Here is a 19,691-nt window from a genome sequence, read left to right as displayed (position 1 = left end):
ACCTGAAACCGGCTCTCAGCAGCCACACAGGGCGCTATCGAGCACCTTGCGCAGCTCCAGAGGATGATCCACCACCACATCCGCCCCCCAATGCCGAGGGTTGTCCTCTGGGTGAATGTAGCCGTAGGTCACGGCCGCCGTTTTGGTGCCAGCATCACGCCCCGACTCGATATCGCGCAAATCGTCGCCCACGAACAGCACGCTGGCCGGGTCCAGGTCGAGCATCTTGCACGCCAGGATCAGCGGTTCCGGGTCTGGTTTGCTGTTCTTTACGTGATCCGGGCAGATCAACAAGGCAGAGCGTTCGGCCAGCCCGAGTTGCTGCATGATCGGCTCGGCGAAGCGCAGTGGCTTGTTGGTCACCACGCCCCAGATCAGATTGGCCTTCTCGATGTCGGCCAGCAGAGCGTCCATGCCGTCGAACAGCTTGCTGTGCACCGCGCAGCCGACCAGGTAGCGCTCCAGGAACTCCAGGCGAAGCTCCTCGAAGCCGGGCGATTCAGGGTCCATGGAGAAGGTCACCGCGACCATCGCCTTGGCGCCGCCGGAAATCTCGTCGCGAATGTGCTTGTCGTTCATCAGCGGCAAACCGCGATCGGCGCGCATCGCCTGACAAATGGCAATGAAGTCCGGCGCGGTGTCGAGCAGGGTGCCGTCCATGTCGAAAAGGACTGCTCTGATACGCATCGGCTTACTCCTCGCGCAGGGTCTGGATCATGTAATTGACGTCCACGTCGGCCGCCAGTTTGTAGTGCTTGGTCAGCGGGTTGTACGTCAGCCCGATGATGTCCTTGACGGTCAGGCCGGCCATGCGGCTCCAGGCGCCCAGTTCGGAAGGGCGGATGAATTTCTTGAAATCGTGAGTGCCGCGCGGCAGCAGCTTCATGATGTATTCGGCGCCGACGATGGCGAACAGGTACGCCTTCGGGTTGCGGTTGATGGTGGAGAAAAACACCTGGCCGCCGGGCTTGACCATGCGGAAGCAAGCGCGGATCACCGAGGACGGGTCCGGCACGTGTTCAAGCATTTCCAGGCAAGTGACCACATCAAACTGCTCGGGCATTTCTTCTGCCAGTGCTTCGGCAGTGATCTGCCGGTATTCGACGCTCACGCCCGATTCCAGTTGATGCAGTTGCGCGACTGCCAGTGGCGCCTCGCCCATGTCGATGCCCATGACGGTGGCGCCGCGCTGGGCCATGGCTTCGCTGAGGATGCCGCCGCCGCAACCGACGTCGAGGACTTTCTTGCCGGCCAGATTAACCCGTTCGTCAATCCAGTTGACCCGCAGCGGGTTAATGTCGTGCAGCGGTTTGAACTCGCTTTCGCGGTCCCACCAGCGATGCGCCAGGGCTTCGAATTTGGCGATTTCAGCGTAGTCGACGTTGCTCATGGTTCAGTCCTCTAAAACTTGAAAAATCCTGTTGCCCCGGGGGTGAGTCCGGAGTGCTTGCTATTCGGTGCGGCCGCTGATGCGCTGGCCCCAGGCCTTGGCCGTGGCGCAAAGTTGTTCTTCGTCCAGGCGGGTCAGGCAGCGGTCATCGAGCAGTTGCTTGCCGGCGACCCACAGGTGCTTCACGCAGTCCCGGCCGGTGGCGTAAATCAGTTGTGAAACCGGATCGTAGACAGGTTGCTGTGCCAGACCTGACAGATCGAATGCCACGATATCCGCTGCCTTGCCGATTTCCAGCGAGCCGACCTCATTCTCGATTCCCAGCGCACGGGCACCGTTGAGGGTGGCCATGCGCAACGCGCGGTGGGCGTCCAGCGCGGTGGCCGAGCCGGCGACAGCCTTGGCCAGCAATGCGGCGGTGCGCGTCTCGCCAAGCAGGTCGAGGTCGTTGTTACTGGCTGCACCATCGGTGCCGACCGCGACATTGACGCCCGCTTGCCACAGGCGCTCGACCGGACAAAAGCCGCTCGCGAGCTTGAGGTTGGATTCCGGGCAATGAATGACATTGGTGTTGCTTTCTACCAGCAACACCAGGTCTTCATCGCTGATCTGGGTCATGTGCACGGCCTGGAAGCGAGGTCCGAGCAGGCCCAGGCGACCGAGGCGAGCCAATGGGCGCTCACCGCGCTGTTCGACCGATTGCTGAACCTCGAAGGCGGTTTCATGGACGTGCATATGAATGGAGGCGTCCAGTTCTTCGGCAATCACCCGGATTTTCTCCAGGTTTTCATCGCCCACGGTGTACGGGGCATGGGGGCCGAAGGTCACTTTGATGCGCTCATGGTGCTTGAGATCGCCGAACAGTTCGACGCCCTGACGAATGGCTTCGTCGGCCGTGCTGGCGCCCGGGATGGGGAAGTCTAGGATCGGAATTGCGATTTGTGCCCGAATTCCGCTGTTGTGGACGCGCTCGCTGGCAACCTTCGGGAAGAAATACATGTCAGAGAAACAAGTGATGCCACCTTTTATCTGTTCGGCGATCGCAAGGTCGGTCCCGTCGCGTACAAAAGCTTCGTCGACCCATTTGGCTTCAGCGGGCCAAATGTAGTTTTCCAGCCAGGTCATCAACGGCAGATCGTCGGCCAGGCCGCGGAACAGCGTCATCGCCGCATGCCCGTGAGCATTGATCAGGCCGGGACAGAGCAGCACGTCCGGCAGCTCGCGCACTTCGGTTGCGTTAAGCTTCAGCGCAGCGGACCGCGGGCCGATAAACACAATGCGCCCGTCGCGGATGCCCAGGCCATGCTCTTTGAGGACAACGCCGGCGGGTTCGACGGGTACCAGCCAGGTCGGCAGCAATAACAGGTCGAGCGCAGCGGCAGTGTTGGGCATCGAGGGTCGGTTCCAGTGCTTTTGTAAAGGATGGCGAAGTATACCCGAGCGTCTTCGCGGGGGGATCGCTATAATCGGCGGCTTTTGTTCATGAGTGCGGGGTGTAGGATGCGCGATCGACTGTTGGCTGCGGAGAAGGTGAAGGCCATCGATTGGCGTGATGGCGCCCTGTACCTGCTGGATCAGCGTGTTTTGCCGTTCGAAGAAACGTGGATCGCCTACACCAGTGCAGCAGGGGTCGCCGAGGCGATCCGCTCGATGGTGGTTCGTGGTGCGCCGGCTATCGGTATCAGTGCGGCCTATGGCGTGGTACTGGCGGCGCGCACCCGATTTGCCAAGGGAGGCGACTGGCAGGCGGCGCTGGAAGAGGATTTCGCGCTGCTCGCCGACGCCCGCCCAACGGCGGTCAACCTGTTCTGGGCCTTGGGGCGTATGCGTGAACGGCTTGAGCGCTTGAAGCATCACGCCGATCCGCTGGCGGTGCTTGAAGCGGAAGCCATCGCCATCCACGAAAGTGATCGCGAAGCCAACCTGACCATGGCGCAGCTGGGGGTGGACCTGATCCGCAAACACCAGGGCAATGCGCAGGCGATCCTGACCCACTGCAACACTGGCGCACTGGCCACCGGCGGCTTTGGCACGGCGTTGGGAGTCATTCGCGGGGCCTTTATCGAAGGCATGGTCGAGCGCGTCTATGCCGACGAAACCCGTCCCTGGCTGCAAGGTTCACGGTTGACTGCCTGGGAGCTGGCCAATGAAGGCATTCCCGTGACCGTCAACGCCGACTCCGCCGCCGCGCACATCATGAAAACCAAAGGTGTGACCTGGGTGATCGTCGGCGCCGACCGGATCACCGCCAATGGCGACGTGGCGAACAAGATCGGTACCTATCAACTGGCGGTGAGCGCCATGCACCACGGCGTGCGCTTCATGGTGGTGGCGCCAAGTTCGACCATCGACATGAACCTCGCCAGCGGCGACGAAATTCCTATTGAAGAGCGCGATGGTCGCGAGTTGCTGGAAGTCGGCGGCAACCGGGTCGGGGCGGATGTCGATGCCTTCAATCCGGTGTTCGATGTAACGCCTGCGGACCTGATCGATGCGATCGTCACCGAAAAAGGCATCGTCGAGCGTCCCGATACGGCAAAACTGGCCCAGTTGATGTGCCGCAAGCGCTTGCATTGAAGACCTCCTGTGCCTAATAAACCGTAATCGCGAGCAGGCTCGCTCCCACACTGGATCCTTGTTGTGCCCGCTATTGTGGTCTCGCATCAATCACTGTGGGAGCGAGCCTGCTCGCGATGGGGGCCTGCTAGTCAACAAATAAGCGTCGATTTCCCCTGAAATTCACCTCTAAGCCTCTCTCGTCCCCTTTCAGCCTGTCACCGGTCAACTAACTATGCTCCATGCGCGTCTGGGGGATAGGTGCGTGGCGGCTCTTGTGATAACATCCGGCGTTTTCCGAGGCAGTCCCACGGGGTTGTCTTTACTGCGCAAATCCATGGTTCAACTTGTTGATTTGTCGTAAGTCGGTGCATGGCACTCAGCCTGCAGCGGCGAGCTTCGTTCGTCCCATATGGATGTGACGAAGTTTCACCAGAAAAAGGAATCGAGCTTCTCATGGGCGAACTGGCCAAAGAAATCCTCCCGGTCAATATCGAAGACGAGCTGAAGCAGTCCTACCTCGACTACGCGATGAGCGTAATTGTCGGGCGAGCCCTGCCGGATGCGCGCGATGGCTTGAAGCCCGTGCACCGGCGCGTGCTGTTCGCGATGAGCGAGCTGGGCAACGACTTCAACAAGCCGTACAAGAAATCTGCCCGTGTTGTCGGTGACGTAATCGGTAAGTACCACCCGCACGGTGATACCGCGGTGTACGACACCATCGTCCGCATGGCGCAGCCATTCTCCCTGCGCTACCTGCTGGTAGACGGTCAGGGTAACTTCGGTTCCGTGGACGGCGATAACGCTGCCGCCATGCGATACACCGAAGTGCGCATGACCAAGCTGGCGCACGAGCTGCTGGCTGACCTGCATAAAGAAACCGTGGACTGGGTGCCGAACTACGACGGCACCGAAATGATCCCGGCGGTCATGCCGACCCGTATTCCCAACCTGCTGGTCAACGGCTCCAGCGGTATCGCCGTGGGCATGGCGACCAACATCCCGCCGCACAACCTCGGTGAAGTCATCGACGGTTGCCTGGCCCTCATCGACAACCCCGAGTTGACCATCGATGAGCTGATGCAATACATCCCCGGTCCGGACTTCCCTACCGCCGCGATCATCAACGGTCGTGCCGGCATCATCGAAGCCTACCGCACCGGTCGCGGTCGCATTTACATGCGCGCCCGCTCGATGATCGAAGACATCGACAAGGTCGGTGGCCGTCAACAGATCGTCATCACCGAACTCCCTTACCAGCTGAACAAGGCCCGTCTGATCGAGAAGATCGCCGAGCTGGTAAAAGAGAAGAAGCTGGAAGGCATCACCGAACTGCGTGACGAGTCCGACAAGGACGGTATGCGCGTCGTGATCGAACTGCGTCGTGGCGAAGTGCCTGAGGTGATCCTCAACAACCTCTACGCCCAGACCCAGCTGCAAGCTGTATTTGGTATCAACATCGTTGCGCTGATCGACGGCCGTCCAAGGATCCTTAACCTCAAGGACCTGCTGGAAGCCTTCGTGCGTCACCGTCGCGAAGTCGTGACCCGCCGTACCGTGTTCGAGCTGCGTAAAGCCCGCGAACGTGGCCACATTCTGGAAGGTCAAGCGGTTGCCCTGTCGAACATCGACCCGGTCATCGCCCTGATCAAAGCCTCGCCAACCCCGTCGGAAGCCAAGGAAGCGCTGATCAGCACGGCCTGGGAATCCTCTGCGGTCGTTGCAATGGTTGAACGTGCCGGTGCCGACTCGTGCCGTCCGGAGACCCTGGACCCACAATACGGTCTGCGCGACGGCAAGTACTTCCTGTCGCCGGAACAGGCGCAAGCCATTCTGGAACTGCGTCTGCACCGTCTGACCGGTCTGGAGCACGAAAAGCTGCTGGCCGAGTATCAAGAGATCCTCAACCAGATCGGCGAACTGATCCGCATCCTCAGCAGCGCCACGCGCCTGATGGAAGTGATCCGCGAAGAGCTGGAAGTGATCCGCGCCGAATACGGCGATGTGCGTCGCACCGAAATTCTCGATGCCCGTCTCGACCTGACCCTGGGTGACATGATCCCGGAAGAAGAGCGCGTCGTGACCATCTCCCACGGTGGCTACGCCAAGACCCAGCCATTGGCTGCGTACCAGGCTCAGCGTCGTGGCGGTAAAGGCAAATCGGCGACAGGCGTCAAGGATGAGGACTACATCGCTCACCTGCTGGTCGCCAACAGTCACACCACGCTGCTGCTGTTCTCCAGCAAGGGCAAAGTGTACTGGCTGAAAACCTATGAAATCCCGGAAGCGTCCCGTGCGGCCCGTGGTCGTCCATTGGTCAACCTGCTGCCGCTGGACAGTGATGAATACATCACCACCATGCTGCCGGTCGACGAATACACCGAAGGTCACTTCATCTTCATGGCCACTGCCAAAGGCACCGTGAAGAAGACCCCGCTGGAATCCTTCAGCCGTCAACGCAGCGTCGGCCTGATCGCGCTGGAGCTGGACGAAGGTGACGTACTGATTTCCGCCGCCATTACCGATGGCGAGCGTGAAGTCATGCTGTTCTCCGACGGCGGCAAGGTCACTCGCTTCAAGGAAACCGACGTTCGCGCCATGGGCCGTACCGCTCGTGGTGTTCGCGGCATGCGTCTGCCGGAAGGCCAGAAGCTGATTTCCATGCTGATCCCGGAAGAAGGCAGCCAGATCCTCACCGCTTCGGCCCGTGGTTTCGGCAAGCGCACGGCGATCACCGAGTTCCCTGAGTACAAGCGTGGCGGTCAGGGCGTTATCGCCATGGTCAGCAACGACCGTAACGGCCGTCTGGTCGGCGCGGTCCAGGTGCTCGACGGCGAGGAGATCATGCTGATTTCCGACCAGGGCACCCTGGTTCGTACTCGTGTCGACGAAGTGTCCAGCCTGGGTCGAAACACCCAGGGCGTGACCCTGATCAAACTGGCCAGCGATGAAACGCTGGTAGGTCTGGAGCGGGTTCAGGAGCCGTCGGAAGTCGAAGGCGAAGAGCTGGAAGGCGAAGAGGGCGAAGAGGGCGCAGTATTCGACGGTGAGGTCGTGATTGACGACGTCGTCGAAGATCAGCAGCTCGACGCCGCAGCCGACGAAGAACCGCAGGAATAAGCGGGCAAACAGGGGGCGGATGAAAATTCGCCCCCTTGTTGTTTGTCCCAGTTGAAAATATCGACACCCACGAAGATCCTGTGTGGAAGGGCTTTTGTGGGAGCCGGGCTTGCCCGCGATGCAGGCACCGCGGTGTGTCTTGCGTACTGCGGTGATGCAATCGCAGGCAAGCCAGCTCCCACAAAAGCTTGCTCCAGCAGGGTCTGTATTGACTGATATCGTGATTTTTATTGCGTGATACCACCAAATCAGAGCGAGATTGGATGTGAGCAAGAGAGCCTATAACTTCTGTGCCGGTCCTGCGGCACTTCCCGAAGCTGTCCTGCAGCGCGCCCAGGGTGAACTCCTTGATTGGCACGGCAAGGGCCTCTCGGTCATGGAAATGAGCCATCGCAGTGATGAGTTCGTGTCCATCGCCACCAAGGCCGAGCAGGATCTGCGTGATCTGCTGAATATCCCCTCGAACTATAAAGTGCTGTTTCTGCAAGGTGGCGCAAGCCAGCAATTTGCCCAGATTCCGCTGAACCTGTTGCCGGAAAACGGCACTGCCGACTATATCGACACCGGTATCTGGTCGCAGAAAGCCATCGAGGAAGCCTCGCGCTACGGCCGCGTCAACGTTGCCGCTACCGCCAAGCCTTACGACTATTTTGCTATCCCGGGCCAGAATGAATGGAGCCTGTCCAAGGATGCGGCCTACGTTCACTACGCGCCGAACGAAACCATCGGCGGCCTGGAATTCCAGTGGATTCCCGAAACCGGTGACGTACCGCTGGTGGCTGACATGTCCTCGGACATCCTGTCGCGTCCAGTCGATGTTTCGCGCTTCGGCATGATCTACGCCGGTGCCCAGAAAAACATCGGCCCGAGCGGCATCGTCGTCAACATCGTTCGCGAAGACCTGCTGGGTCACGCCCGTTCCATTTGCCCGACCATGCTCAACTACAAGGTCGCGGCCGACAACGGCTCGATGTACAACACTCCGCCGACCCTGGCGTGGTACTTGTCCGGCCTGGTATTCGAGTGGCTGAAAGAGCAGGGCGGTGTTGAAGCCATCGGCAAGCTCAATGAAGTGAAGCAGCGCACGCTGTACGACTTCATCGACGCCAGTGGCTTGTACAGCAACCCGATCAACAAGTCGGATCGCTCGTGGATGAACGTGCCGTTCCGTCTGGCTGATGACCGTCTGGACAAGCCATTCCTGGTCGGTGCCGACGAGCGTGGCCTGTTGAACCTCAAGGGGCATCGCTCGGTGGGCGGCATGCGCGCCTCCATCTATAACGCCGTCGACATCGTTGCGGTTAACGCACTGGTTTCGTACATGGCAGAGTTCGAGAAGGAACACGGCTAATGTCTGAGCAAGAACTCAAGGCACTGCGCCTGCGCATTGATGCCCTGGACGAGAAGGTCCTGGAGCTGATCAGTGAGCGCGCACGCTGCGCCCAGGAAGTTGCGCGAGTAAAGATGGCCTCGCTGGCCGAAGGCGAAGTGCCGGTGTTCTATCGTCCTGAGCGTGAAGCCCAGGTGCTCAAGCGCGTGATGGAGCGCAATCAGGGTCCGTTGGGCAACGAAGAGATGGCGCGGTTGTTTCGCGAAATCATGTCCTCGTGCCTGGCGCTCGAGCAGCCGCTGAAAGTGGCTTACCTCGGCCCTGAAGGCACCTTCACCCAGGCGGCGGCCATGAAGCATTTCGGCCACGCCGTGATCAGCAAGCCGATGGCGGCGATCGACGAAGTGTTCCGTGAAGTGGCGGCCGGTGCGGTGAACTTTGGCGTGGTCCCGGTGGAAAACTCCACCGAAGGCGCGGTCAACCACACCCTCGACAGCTTCCTCGAGCACGACATGGTCATCTGTGGCGAAGTTGAGCTGCGGATTCACCATCACTTGCTGGTGGGTGAAAACACCAAGACCGACAGCATCAGCCGCATCTATTCCCACGCCCAGTCCCTGGCCCAGTGCCGCAAGTGGCTGGATGCCCATTACCCGAATGTCGAGCGCGTGGCGGTGTCGAGCAACGCCGAGGCGGCCAAGCGGGTCAAGGGAGAGTGGAACTCGGCGGCGATTGCCGGCGACATGGCCGCAGGCTTGTACGGGCTGACCCGTCTGGCCGAGAAAATCGAGGATCGTCCGGACAACTCCACGCGATTCCTGATGATCGGCAGTCAGGAAGTGCCGCCGACCGGCGACGACAAGACTTCGATCATCGTCTCCATGAGCAACAAACCCGGCGCGCTTCACGAGTTGCTGGTGCCGTTCCACGACAATGGCATCGACCTGACGCGGATCGAAACCCGTCCTTCGCGCAGCGGCAAATGGACCTACGTGTTCTTCATCGATTTCGTCGGCCACCATCGCGACCCGCTGGTCAAAGGTGTGCTGGAAAAGATCAGTCAGGAAGCAGTGGCACTCAAAGTGCTGGGTTCCTACCCGAAAGCAGTTCTCTAAGGGGTAGCAAATGAGTGGTGACTTCCTCGCTCTGGCACAGCCGGGCGTGCAACAACTTTCGCCGTACGTCCCGGGCAAACCCGTGGACGAACTGGCGCGTGAACTGGACCTCGATCCTGCCAGCATCGTCAAATTGGCCAGCAACGAAAATCCGCTGGGTGCCAGTCCAAAGGCTTTGGCGGCCATTCGCGACGCGCTGGCCGAGCTGACCCGTTATCCGGACGGCAACGGTTTTGCACTCAAGACCCTGCTGGCGCAACAGTGCCGTGTCGAGCTCAATCAAGTGACGCTGGGCAATGGCTCCAACGACATTCTCGAGCTGGTGGCTCGCGCCTATCTGGCGCCGGGCCTGAACGCCGTGTTCAGTGAGCACGCGTTCGCGGTCTATCCGATCGTGACCCAGGCCGTGGGTGCCGAGGCAAAAGTGATCCCGGCCAAAGACTGGGGTCATGATCTGTCGGCCATGCTGGCGGCGATCGATGCCAATACCCGCGTGGTCTTTATCGCCAACCCGAACAACCCGACCGGGACCTGGTTCGATGCCGAGGCGCTGGACGAATTCCTCCAGGACGTACCGGCACACGTGCTGGTGGTGTTGGACGAGGCCTACATCGAATACGCCGAAGGCAGCGATTTGCCGGACGGCCTGGATTATCTGGCGGCTTACCCGAACCTGCTGGTTTCGCGCACGTTCTCCAAGGCTTATGGCCTGGCGGCGCTGCGGGTGGGTTATGGTCTGTCCACCGCTGTGGTCGCGGACGTGCTGAACCGTGTGCGTCAGCCGTTCAACGTCAACAGCCTGGCCTTGGCCGCTGCGTGCGCGGCCTTGCAAGACAACGATTACCTGGCCGAAAGCCGTCGTTTGAACGAATCCGGCATGCAGCAACTGGAGGCGGGTTTTCGTCTGTTGGGGCTGAGCTGGATTCCGTCCAAGGGAAATTTCATTTGCGTCGATGTAGGTCGTGTTGCGGCGCCGGTGTTCCAGGGACTGTTGCGCGAAGGCGTGATCGTGCGTCCGGTGGCCAATTACGGCATGCCGAACCACCTGCGTATCACCATCGGTTTGCCGGCTGAAAACAGTCGCTTCCTTGAGGCGCTGACCAAGGTTCTGGCTCGTGGGTGATGTCACTGCTCTGCAATCTGCTGAACCTATGATCGGTCGCCTTGTGGTAGTCGGTTTGGGGTTGATTGGCGGTTCGTTTGCCAAGGGGCTGCGTGAAAGTGGCCTGTGTCGCGAAGTGGTCGGGGTCGATCTCGACCCGCAGTCACGCAAGCTGGCGGTTGAGTTGGGCGTGGTGGATCGCTGCGAAGACGACCTGGCTGTTGCCTGCCAGGGCGCAGACGTGATTCAGCTGGCCGTGCCGATCCTGGCGATGGAGAAAATGCTCGGGCGATTGGCTGGCATGGACCTTGGGCAAGCGATTCTGACTGACGTCGGCAGCGCCAAAGGCAATGTCGTTCGGGCGGCCACCGAGGCGTTTGGCGGTATGCCTGCGCGTTTCGTGCCTGGGCACCCGATTGCCGGATCCGAGCAGAGCGGGGTGGAAGCTTCCAACTCGGACCTGTTCCGTCGCCATAAAGTGATTCTTACGCCGCTGGATCAAACCGATCCGGCCGCGCTGGCGGTGGTCGACCGTTTGTGGCGTGAATTGGGCGCCGACGTCGAGCACATGCAGGTTGAGCGTCATGACGAAGTGTTGGCGGCAACCAGCCATTTGCCGCACTTGCTGGCGTTCGGTTTGGTCGATTCACTGGCCAAGCGCAATGAAAATCTTGAGATCTTCCGTTACGCTGCCGGCGGTTTCCGCGATTTCACAAGAATCGCGGGGAGCGACCCGGTCATGTGGCACGACATCTTCCTCGCCAACCGCGAAGCTGTCCTGCGCACACTCGATACATTTCGCAGCGACCTCGACGCCTTGCGCGACGCGGTCGATGCAGGGGATGGGCACCAATTGTTGGGCGTATTCACTCGCGCCCGGGTTGCCCGCGAACATTTCAGTAAAATCCTGGCCCGCCGGGCTTATGTGGACGCTATGAATTCCAACGACCTGATTTTCCTGGCACAACCTGGTGGCCGCCTGACTGGGCGGATTCGTGTACCGGGCGATAAATCGATTTCCCACCGTTCGATCATGCTGGGCTCCCTGGCTGAAGGCGTCACCGAAGTCGAAGGCTTCCTCGAGGGCGAAGACGCCCTGGCGACCCTGCAAGCTTTCCGTGACATGGGCGTCGTGATCGAAGGTCCGCACCACGGTCGCGTGACCATTCACGGCGTCGGCCTGCACGGCTTGAAGCCTGCGCCGGGCCCGATCTATCTGGGCAACTCCGGCACTTCGATGCGTCTGCTGTCGGGCCTGCTGGCTGCGCAGAGCTTCGACAGCACCCTGACTGGTGATGCCTCGCTGTCCAAGCGTCCGATGAATCGCGTGGCCAACCCGCTGCGTGAAATGGGCGCTGTGATCGAGACCGCTGCTGAGGGTCGTCCACCGATGACCATTCGTGGCGGCAATAAGCTCAAAGGCTTGACTTACACCATGCCGATGGCCAGCGCCCAGGTTAAATCCTGCCTGCTGTTGGCGGGTCTGTACGCCGAAGGCAAGACCACTGTCACTGAGCCGGCGCCGACGCGCGACCACACCGAGCGCATGCTGCGTGGTTTCGGCTATCCGGTAAGCGTCAACGGTGCGACTGCGTCGGTCGAGTCCGGCCACAAGCTGACCGCGACCCATATCGAAGTGCCGGGTGATATCTCGTCGTCGGCGTTCTTCCTGGTGGCAGCGTCGATCGCTGAAGGTTCGGAGTTGGTGCTTGAGCACGTCGGCATCAACCCGACCCGTACCGGCGTGATCGACATACTGCGTCTGATGGGCGCTGACATCACCCTGGAAAACCAGCGTGAAGTGGGCGGTGAACCCGTAGCAGATTTGCGCGTGCGGGCAGCTAAACTCAAAGGTATAGAGATTCCGGAAGCGCTGGTGCCACTGGCCATTGACGAATTCCCGGTGCTGTTCGTGGCGGCGGCCTGCGCTGAAGGGCGCACCGTTCTGCGTGGTGCCGAAGAATTGCGCGTCAAGGAATCGGACCGTATTCAGGTCATGGCCGATGGCTTGCTGGCCTTGGGCGTGAAATGCGAACCGACTCCGGACGGCATCATCATCGACGGCGGCCAGATTGGCGGCGGCGAAGTGCATGGTCACGGCGATCATCGGATTGCCATGGCTTTCAGTGTGGCTTCACTGCGTGCCACTGCCCCGATCCGTATTCATGATTGTGCCAACGTCGCGACGTCGTTCCCGAACTTCCTCGCGTTGTGCGCGCAAGTCGGTATCCGTGTAGCGCAAGAGGCACAGTCGTGATTATCAAGCCACCGGTCATCACCATCGACGGGCCCAGCGGTTCGGGCAAGGGCACGATTGCCGGGATTCTGGCAAAGCGTCTGGGCTGGTGCCTGCTGGATTCCGGTGCGTTGTACCGTTTGCTGGCATTCGCGGCACGCAATCACGGTGTTGATCTGACCAATGAAGAGTCGCTGAAACTGCTGGCCGCTCATCTGGATGTGCAGTTCGTCGGAGCGACAGAAGGGCATCCGCAGCGGATCATTCTTGAAGGTGACGATGTCACTGATGATTTGCGCAACGAGCAGGTGGGCGCCTGGGCTTCCCAGGTCGCCGCGTTGCCAGCCGTTCGCGACGCTCTGCTTCAGCGTCAGCGGGCGTTTCAGGAACCTCCGGGCTTGGTCGCCGATGGCCGCGATATGGGCACGGTGGTTTTCCCGGATGCGCCGCTGAAGATATTCCTCACTGCCAGTGCCGAGGAACGTGCGCGCCGTCGATACTTGCAGTTGAAGGGCAAAGTCGATGGTGTTAGTCTGTCGAGTCTGCTAGATGAGATACGTGTTCGCGATGAGCGTGACACCCAGCGAGCGGTAGCCCCGCTCAAGCCGGCGGCTGACGCCATACAGCTGGATTCCACGGAATTATCCATCGAGCAGGTGCTGGAACGCATCATGAGCGAGATCGCCATTCGCGATATCGCCGGGTGACCAAGAAGCTTTGCAGGGGACCAGTCATAGTCTTGCAAGGCTTCTTTAAATGAACATAACCCACGTCGTCTGGGATGTGGAGATGGGCGTATCCTTCGCCCTTATTCAACAGGAATTAAAATGAGCGAAAGCTTTGCGGAACTCTTTGAAGAAAGCCTAAAAACCCTGAACCTTCAGGCAGGCTCCATCATCACCGGTGTTATCGTTGATATCGATTACCAAGCTCGCTGGGTAACCGTTCACGCTGGCCTGAAGTCTGAAGCACTCATCCCGCTTGAGCAGTTCTACAACGATGCTGGCGAACTGACTATCAACGTCGGTGACGAAGTTCACGTTGCTCTGGACTCGGTTGAAGACGGCTTTGGTGAAACCAAGCTGTCCCGTGAAAAAGCCAAGCGCGCTGAATGCTGGATTGTTCTGGAAGCAGCCTTCGCAGCCGAAGAAGTGGTCAAGGGCGTTATCAACGGTAAGGTTAAAGGCGGCTTCACTGTCGACGTTAACGGCATCCGTGCGTTCCTGCCAGGTTCTCTGGTTGACGTCCGTCCTGTGCGCGACACCACGCACCTGGAAGGCAAAGAGCTGGAATTCAAGGTCATCAAACTCGACCAGAAACGCAACAACGTTGTCGTTTCCCGTCGTAGCGTCCTCGAAGCCGAGAACTCCGCTGAGCGTGAAGCTCTGCTGGAATCCCTGCAGGAAGGCCAACAAGTCAAAGGTATCGTCAAGAACCTCACCGATTACGGCGCATTCGTCGATCTGGGTGGCGTCGATGGCCTGCTGCACATTACCGACATGGCTTGGAAGCGTATCAAGCATCCTTCCGAAATCGTCAACGTTGGCGACGAGATCGATGTCAAGGTTCTGAAGTACGATCGCGAACGCAATCGTGTTTCCCTGGGCCTCAAGCAACTGGGCGAAGATCCATGGGTTGCTATCAAAGCCCGTTACCCAGAAGGCACTCGTGTTACCGCTCGCGTCACCAACCTGACCGACTACGGCTGCTTCGCTGAGCTGGAAGAAGGCGTTGAAGGCCTGGTACACGTTTCCGAAATGGACTGGACCAACAAGAACATCCACCCTTCGAAAGTCGTACAAGTCGGCGACGAAGTGGAAGTTATGGTTCTGGACATCGACGAAGAGCGTCGTCGTATCTCCCTGGGCATCAAGCAGTGCAAATCTAACCCATGGGAAGATTTCTCTGGCCAGTTCAACAAGGGCGATAAAATCTCCGGCACCATCAAGTCGATCACCGATTTCGGTATCTTCATTGGTCTGGACGGCGGCATCGACGGTCTGGTTCACCTGTCCGACATCTCCTGGAACGAAGTGGGCGAAGAAGCCGTTCGCCGCTTCAAGAAGGGCGACGAGCTGGACACCGTTATCCTGTCGGTTGACCCAGAGCGCGAGCGCATCTCCCTGGGTATCAAGCAACTGGAAAGCGATCCGTTCTCCGAATACGTTCAAGAGAACGATAAAGGCGCCATCGTTAAAGGCATCGTGAAAGAAGTTGACGCTAAAGGCGCCATCATCACTCTGGCCGACGATATCGAAGCGACTCTGAAAGCCTCCGAAATCAGCCGTGACCGCGTTGAAGACGCGCGCAACGTTCTGAAAGAAGGGCAGGAAGTAGAAGCCAAGATCATCAGCGTTGATCGTAAGAGCCGCGTAATTCAGCTGTCGATCAAATCGAAAGACGATGCTGAAGAGAAAGAAGCCATCCAGAGCCTGAAAACTGCTCCGGAAGGTGAAGCTGCAGCTGACACCACCATGGCGGCACTGCTGCGCCAGGCAATGGCCAAACAGAACTAAGTTCTGTAGGACCATAGAAAAAGGGCGACTTCGGTCGCCCTTTTTTGTGCCCGGGATTTGACGGATTTGCCTGACATGGTTAACCCATGTGGGGGCGGCGTGAAACCAATAACGTCGACAAGTTGTCCGATTCTTTAATCGGATCAATCGTTTATTAGCAGCTAACCTTTTAGTCTGTAGCGAACGACAGTCGGGCGGGCCGTCCTGCGTAAGGAAGTGAATGAACAAGCTCATTGTCGCAATAGCAGTACTGGCATTGGCGGGCTGTACTACAAATGCCAAGACTCACGTTGTACGCGGAGTCAGTGGTATCGAGATTGATTGTTCGGGGTTGGGATCCGGGTGGGAGAAATGTATCAAACGTGCGAACAAGGAGTGTAAGGCGTCGGGTTACAAGGTCGTGGCGAGGTCTGATGATGCCAAGGAGGAAGATGAGTTTCCGTTTGGCTTCAATCCTGCTGGCTATCTGACGCGCACCATGCTGGTTATTTGTAGATAAGCGATGATGAGCGGTGCGGTCGGTGTTTTGAAGCCTTGGTGTCGGGTGCTCCAGTGCTAGCAAATATATGTGAAAACCCGGGCTGTTCAAATTCATCCGGGCGTGCTAAAACCTTTGAAGCGCTGATCTAGCTGCTTGAAAAAGAAGGGAAAAATATGACGAAGTCGGAGTTGATCGAACGAATTGTCACCCATCAAGGGCTGCTCTCATCAAAAGATGTGGAGCTGGCCATCAAGACCATGCTTGAGCAAATGTCCCAATGTCTGGCCACGGGTGATCGTATCGAGATCCGTGGGTTTGGCAGCTTCTCCCTGCACTACCGCGCACCGCGCGTAGGCCGCAATCCGAAAACCGGTCAATCGGTTAGTCTGGATGGCAAATTCGTTCCGCATTTCAAGCCAGGTAAAGAGCTGCGTGATCGTGTGAACGAAGATGAGGAGGAGGGGCTTTGACGGCTGTCGTAATTCAAGGAGCCGCTCATGCGTAATCTCAAGCGCGTATTGCTCGCCATATTGGTTTTGTTGCTGGTTTTAGCGACACTTGCTTTTGTTCTCGAAAATCAGCAATCGGTATCCTTGTTGTTTCTAGGATGGGAAGGGCCGCGGTTGCCGGTATCGCTGATCATGGTTCTTTCGCTGCTGATCGGCATGGTGATCGGACCGATTCTTGGTTGGTTCCTGGGACGTACGTCCAAGGCGTCGCGCAAGCGTTTGGTCTGAATGCGACAATCGCATGACGCACGTCGAATTTGCGTCACAGCTTGTCTATATCCATTAGTAAAACCTTCATTTAGCTGTAAAATGCTGCGGTTGTCCGATGGTGGCATATTCCCACGTCGGTTCAGACTGACTCTGTCAGAAGCCTCAGCGAATTTGATGGCTTTTGCATTCATGGATTCGACAGTGCTCGGTTGGCGGCCCTGTCAGCAACTCAAGGGTATGGTTTCGCGTGAAAATTCTAGTTACCGGCGGCGCCGGGTTTATTGGCTCGGCGGTCATCCGTCATATCATCTCCAACACCACTGACGCTGTCGTCAACGTCGATAAGCTGACTTATGCCGGCAATCTTGAGTCCTTGGCCGAGGTCAGCGAAGACCCGCGCTATGCATTCGAACGCGTCGATATCTGCGACCGCGATCAAATTGACCGTGTCCTGCGTGAACACCAACCGGATGCCATCATGCACCTGGCCGCAGAGTCCCACGTTGATCGCTCGATCTCCGGCCCGTCCGAGTTCATCCAGACCAACATCATTGGCACTTACACCCTGCTTGAAGCTGCGCGCCACTACTGGGCGGCGCTGGATGATGTGCGTAAAGCCAGCTTCCGCTTTCACCACATTTCGACTGACGAAGTTTACGGAGACCTTGAAGGTCCGGAAGACCTCTTCACCGAAACAACGCCGTATCAGCCAAGTTCGCCTTACTCCGCGAGCAAGGCCAGTTCCGATCACCTGGTTCGCGCCTGGAGCCGAACTTATGGCTTGCCGACCCTGGTCACCAACTGTTCGAACAACTATGGCCCATGCCACTTCCCTGAGAAGCTGATCCCGCTGATCATTCTCAATGCGCTGGAAGGCAAGCCGCTGCCGGTCTACGGCAAGGGTAATCAGGTCCGTGACTGGTTGTACGTCGAAGATCACGCTCGTGCACTGTACAAAGTCGTGACCGAAGGCGTTATCGGCGAGACGTACAACATTGGTGGCCATAACGAAAAGCAAAACATCGAAGTCGTGAACACCTTGTGTGCGCTGCTCGACGAATTGCGTCCGGATTCCGCCTATCGGCCACATGCCAGCCTGATTACTTACGTTCAGGATCGTCCCGGTCACGACCAGCGTTACGCTATCGACGCCAGCAAAATCCAGCGCGAGCTAGGTTGGACGCCAGAAGAGACTTTCGAAACCGGCATCCGCAAGACTGTCGAGTGGTACCTCAGTAATACCGAGTGGGTTGCTCACGTGAAGAGCGGCAGCTATCAGCAATGGATCGACCAGAACTATAGTGATCGTTCGAGCAAGGCATGAAGATCCTCCTGCTCGGAAAAAACGGACAGGTGGGGTGGGAGCTGCAGCGCTCCCTGGCGCCGCTTGGCGAGTTGATTGCCCTGGATCGTCATGCGGTTGATGGCTTGTGTGGCGACCTGGCTGACCTTGACGCATTGCGTGCGACGATACGCAAGGTCAAGCCCGACGTTATCGTCAATGCCGCGGCTTACACTGCCGTCGATAAAGCTGAGTCCGAGACTGAGTTGGCGGACCGTGTGAATGCTCAGGCAAGTGGGGTCATGGCTGAAGAGGCTGCGTCCCTGGGCGCCTGGTTGATTCATTACTCGACTGACTATGTGTTCAGTGGGCAGGGTTCAAAGGCTTGGGAAGAAACCGATCCAGTCGCCCCGGTGAATCACTACGGCGCCAGCAAGCTGGCTGGCGAACAAGCGATTACGGCCTCTGGTTGCAAGCATTTGATCTTTCGCACCAGTTGGGTCTATGGCGCTCGCGGCAACAACTTCGCCAAAACCATGCTGCGTTTGGCCAAGGATCGCGAAACCTTAAGCGTTATCGCCGACCAGATTGGAGCTCCGACGGGCGCAGACCTGATTGCCGACGTAACAGCGTTGACCCTTCAGCAGATTTTGCACCGTCCCGAGCTATCGGGTTTGTACCACTTGGCTGCCAGCGGTGAAGTTTCATGGCACGGCTATGCCAGCCACGTGATCGAATTTGCCAAAGCCAGCGGTGAACAGCTCGCCGTCATGGCGATTGACCCGATCGAAACGACCGCTTATCCAACACCTGCACGTCGCCCCCTGAATTCGCGTTTGAATACTCAGAAGCTGCGTGACAATTTTTCTCTACACTTGCCGGATTGGCAAAGTGGTGTAACTCGAATGCTTAGGGAAGTTCTGAACAAATGACCACGACAAATCGTAAAGGCATCATCCTCGCTGGCGGCTCGGGCACTCGTCTGCATCCGTTGACCCTTGGTGTTTCCAAACAGATGCTGCCGATCTACGACAAGCCGATGATCTTCTATCCGCTGTCGGTGCTGATGCTTGCGGGCATGCGCGAAATCCTGATTATCTCTACGCCTGAAGACTTGCCATGTTTCCGCAAATTGCTGGGTGACGGCAGCCTTTACGGCATCAAGCTGACCTATGCCGAACAACCTAGTCCGGATGGTCTGGCACAAGCCTTCATCATTGGCGAAGAGTTCATCGGCGAAGATCCTTGCTGCCTCATCTTGGGCGACAACATCTTTTACGGTCAGCATTTCTCGGACAACCTGCGTTCCGCCAGCTCTCAACAGCATGGCGCTACCGTATTTGGCTACCACGTCTCCGACCCGGAGCGCTTCGGTGTTGTCGAGTTCGACAAAACCGGTCGCGCTCTAAGCATTGAAGAGAAGCCGCTGAAGCCAAAATCCAACTATGCAGTGACCGGCCTGTACTTCTACGACAACGATGTTGTCAAGATCGCCAAGAGCATTAAGCCGTCCGAGCGTGGCGAGTTGGAAATCACCGACGTTAACCGGGCCTACCTTGAGCAGAACACCCTCAATGTAGAAATGCTCGGACGCGGTTTTGCCTGGCTGGACACGGGGACTCACGACTCGTTGCTCGAGGCCAGTCACTTCGTGCACACGATCGAGCAGCGTCAAGGCTTGAAAGTGGCCTGCCTGGAGGAGATCGCCTACAACAACGGTTGGATTACCGCTGAACAGTTGGGCGCTCAGGCCGATAAGCTGAAGAAGACTGGATATGGTCAGTACCTGCAAAAACTGCTGGATTTGGGTTCCCTCTGAGTCGAGAGGGTTTACTTTCAAACCT

The 19,691-nt window shown here is 58.4% G+C and carries 17 protein-coding genes; 14 read left to right on the top strand and 3 right to left on the bottom strand.

What is annotated here, in order from left to right; all coding sequences use genetic code 11:
• Positions 1-15 precede the first annotated feature (15 nt).
• The 3 genes from mupP to ACM6I0_RS25210 are packed head-to-tail and all read right to left on the bottom strand — an operon-like array spanning position 16 to position 2,782.
• Positions 16-687 (bottom strand): N-acetylmuramic acid 6-phosphate phosphatase MupP, encoded by a 672-nt coding sequence (gene mupP / locus ACM6I0_RS25220; protein ID WP_285430498.1) that lies wholly within the window; start codon positions 685-687, stop codon positions 16-18.
• A gap of 4 nt (positions 688-691) precedes the next feature.
• Positions 692-1,390, bottom strand: a complete 699-nt coding sequence (ubiG, locus tag ACM6I0_RS25215) for a bifunctional 2-polyprenyl-6-hydroxyphenol methylase/3-demethylubiquinol 3-O-methyltransferase UbiG (RefSeq protein WP_046042598.1) — start codon at positions 1,388-1,390, stop codon at positions 692-694.
• Between the two features lie 60 nt (positions 1,391-1,450).
• Positions 1,451-2,782, bottom strand: coding sequence for a TRZ/ATZ family hydrolase (locus ACM6I0_RS25210; RefSeq protein ID WP_285430499.1), 1,332 nt, complete (start codon positions 2,780-2,782; stop codon positions 1,451-1,453).
• Between the two features lie 108 nt (positions 2,783-2,890).
• Between ACM6I0_RS25210 and mtnA the strand changes: the two genes are divergently transcribed.
• The 14 genes from mtnA to rfbA all read left to right on the top strand — a co-directional run bounded on the left by mtnA (position 2,891) and on the right by rfbA (position 19,666).
• Positions 2,891-3,967, top strand: a complete 1,077-nt coding sequence (mtnA, locus tag ACM6I0_RS25205; RefSeq protein ID WP_285430500.1) for an S-methyl-5-thioribose-1-phosphate isomerase — start codon at positions 2,891-2,893, stop codon at positions 3,965-3,967.
• A 435-nt stretch (positions 3,968-4,402) separates the two neighbouring features.
• Positions 4,403-7,066 (top strand): DNA gyrase subunit A, encoded by a 2,664-nt coding sequence (gyrA, locus tag ACM6I0_RS25200; RefSeq protein ID WP_414923567.1) that lies wholly within the window; start codon positions 4,403-4,405, stop codon positions 7,064-7,066.
• Positions 7,067-7,331: 265 nt separating this feature from the next.
• Positions 7,332-8,417 carry a 3-phosphoserine/phosphohydroxythreonine transaminase gene (gene serC / locus ACM6I0_RS25195; protein ID WP_414923566.1) on the top strand — a complete coding sequence of 362 codons (1,086 nt, stop codon included), beginning with the start codon at positions 7,332-7,334 and terminating at the stop codon, positions 8,415-8,417.
• Positions 8,417-9,511, top strand: coding sequence for a prephenate dehydratase (gene pheA / locus ACM6I0_RS25190; protein WP_007899727.1), 1,095 nt, complete (start codon positions 8,417-8,419; stop codon positions 9,509-9,511). Before serC ends, pheA begins: the two co-directional genes overlap by 1 nt.
• Before the next feature lie 10 nt (positions 9,512-9,521).
• A complete protein-coding gene (hisC, locus tag ACM6I0_RS25185; protein ID WP_285430502.1) occupies positions 9,522-10,634 on the top strand; it encodes a histidinol-phosphate transaminase in 1,113 nt (370 codons plus the stop codon).
• Positions 10,635-10,662: 28 nt separating this feature from the next.
• On the top strand, positions 10,663-12,870 hold the full coding sequence (locus ACM6I0_RS25180; RefSeq protein ID WP_285430503.1) for a bifunctional prephenate dehydrogenase/3-phosphoshikimate 1-carboxyvinyltransferase: 2,208 nt from the start codon (positions 10,663-10,665) through the stop codon (positions 12,868-12,870).
• Positions 12,867-13,556: a (d)CMP kinase gene (gene cmk, locus ACM6I0_RS25175; RefSeq protein ID WP_090186583.1), complete on the top strand. Its 690-nt coding sequence runs from the start codon at positions 12,867-12,869 to the stop codon at positions 13,554-13,556. Before ACM6I0_RS25180 ends, cmk begins: the two co-directional genes overlap by 4 nt.
• A gap of 120 nt (positions 13,557-13,676) precedes the next feature.
• Complete coding sequence (rpsA, locus tag ACM6I0_RS25170; RefSeq protein WP_208669354.1) at positions 13,677-15,365, top strand: 30S ribosomal protein S1; 1,689 nt, start codon at positions 13,677-13,679, stop codon at positions 15,363-15,365.
• Positions 15,366-15,585: 220 nt separating this feature from the next.
• The gene (locus ACM6I0_RS25165; protein ID WP_414923565.1) at positions 15,586-15,864 is read left to right on the top strand and encodes a hypothetical protein; all 279 of its coding nucleotides are present in this window, start codon (positions 15,586-15,588) and stop codon (positions 15,862-15,864) included.
• A 155-nt stretch (positions 15,865-16,019) separates the two neighbouring features.
• Positions 16,020-16,316, top strand: coding sequence for an integration host factor subunit beta (gene ihfB, locus ACM6I0_RS25160; RefSeq protein ID WP_003369729.1), 297 nt, complete (start codon positions 16,020-16,022; stop codon positions 16,314-16,316).
• Between the two features lie 27 nt (positions 16,317-16,343).
• A complete protein-coding gene (locus tag ACM6I0_RS25155; RefSeq protein ID WP_285430505.1) occupies positions 16,344-16,583 on the top strand; it encodes a LapA family protein in 240 nt (79 codons plus the stop codon).
• 229 nt (positions 16,584-16,812) lie between these two features.
• Positions 16,813-17,889 carry a dTDP-glucose 4,6-dehydratase gene (gene rfbB, locus ACM6I0_RS25150; RefSeq protein ID WP_414923564.1) on the top strand — a complete coding sequence of 359 codons (1,077 nt, stop codon included), beginning with the start codon at positions 16,813-16,815 and terminating at the stop codon, positions 17,887-17,889.
• Positions 17,886-18,779: a dTDP-4-dehydrorhamnose reductase gene (gene rfbD, locus ACM6I0_RS25145; RefSeq protein WP_414923563.1), complete on the top strand. Its 894-nt coding sequence runs from the start codon at positions 17,886-17,888 to the stop codon at positions 18,777-18,779. The genes rfbB and rfbD overlap by 4 nt, the downstream gene beginning before the upstream one ends.
• Positions 18,776-19,666, top strand: a complete 891-nt coding sequence (gene rfbA, locus ACM6I0_RS25140) for a glucose-1-phosphate thymidylyltransferase RfbA (RefSeq protein ID WP_414923562.1) — start codon at positions 18,776-18,778, stop codon at positions 19,664-19,666. The genes rfbD and rfbA overlap by 4 nt, the downstream gene beginning before the upstream one ends.
• Positions 19,667-19,691: the final 25 nt, after the last annotated feature.

Origin of the sequence: Pseudomonas sp. IT-P294, from assembly GCF_949767865.1 — a bacterium.
GTDB lineage: Bacteria > Pseudomonadota > Gammaproteobacteria > Pseudomonadales > Pseudomonadaceae > Aquipseudomonas.
This window is presented reverse-complemented; position numbering and strand designations above follow the sequence as displayed.

Excerpts from the sequence above, each read along its gene's own strand:
- ACM6I0_RS25165 (WP_414923565.1), top strand. The coding sequence starts at position 15,586 with ATGAACAAGCTCATTGTCGCAATAGCAGTACTGGCATTGGCGGGCTGT.
- rfbD (WP_414923563.1), top strand. The coding sequence starts at position 17,886 with ATGAAGATCCTCCTGCTCGGAAAAAACGGACAGGTGGGGTGGGAGCTG.
- rpsA (WP_208669354.1), top strand. The coding sequence starts at position 13,677 with ATGAGCGAAAGCTTTGCGGAACTCTTTGAAGAAAGCCTAAAAACCCTG.
- ubiG (WP_046042598.1), bottom strand. The coding sequence starts at position 1,390 with ATGAGCAACGTCGACTACGCTGAAATCGCCAAATTCGAAGCCCTGGCG.
- mupP (WP_285430498.1), bottom strand. The coding sequence starts at position 687 with ATGCGTATCAGAGCAGTCCTTTTCGACATGGACGGCACCCTGCTCGAC.
- ACM6I0_RS25210 (WP_285430499.1), bottom strand. The coding sequence starts at position 2,782 with ATGCCCAACACTGCCGCTGCGCTCGACCTGTTATTGCTGCCGACCTGG.
- rfbA (WP_414923562.1), top strand. The coding sequence starts at position 18,776 with ATGACCACGACAAATCGTAAAGGCATCATCCTCGCTGGCGGCTCGGGC.
- ihfB (WP_003369729.1), top strand. The coding sequence starts at position 16,020 with ATGACGAAGTCGGAGTTGATCGAACGAATTGTCACCCATCAAGGGCTG.
- mtnA (WP_285430500.1), top strand. The coding sequence starts at position 2,891 with ATGCGCGATCGACTGTTGGCTGCGGAGAAGGTGAAGGCCATCGATTGG.
- ACM6I0_RS25180 (WP_285430503.1), top strand. The coding sequence starts at position 10,663 with ATGATCGGTCGCCTTGTGGTAGTCGGTTTGGGGTTGATTGGCGGTTCG.
- ACM6I0_RS25155 (WP_285430505.1), top strand. The coding sequence starts at position 16,344 with ATGCGTAATCTCAAGCGCGTATTGCTCGCCATATTGGTTTTGTTGCTG.
- gyrA (WP_414923567.1), top strand. The coding sequence starts at position 4,403 with ATGGGCGAACTGGCCAAAGAAATCCTCCCGGTCAATATCGAAGACGAG.
- hisC (WP_285430502.1), top strand. The coding sequence starts at position 9,522 with ATGAGTGGTGACTTCCTCGCTCTGGCACAGCCGGGCGTGCAACAACTT.
- pheA (WP_007899727.1), top strand. The coding sequence starts at position 8,417 with ATGTCTGAGCAAGAACTCAAGGCACTGCGCCTGCGCATTGATGCCCTG.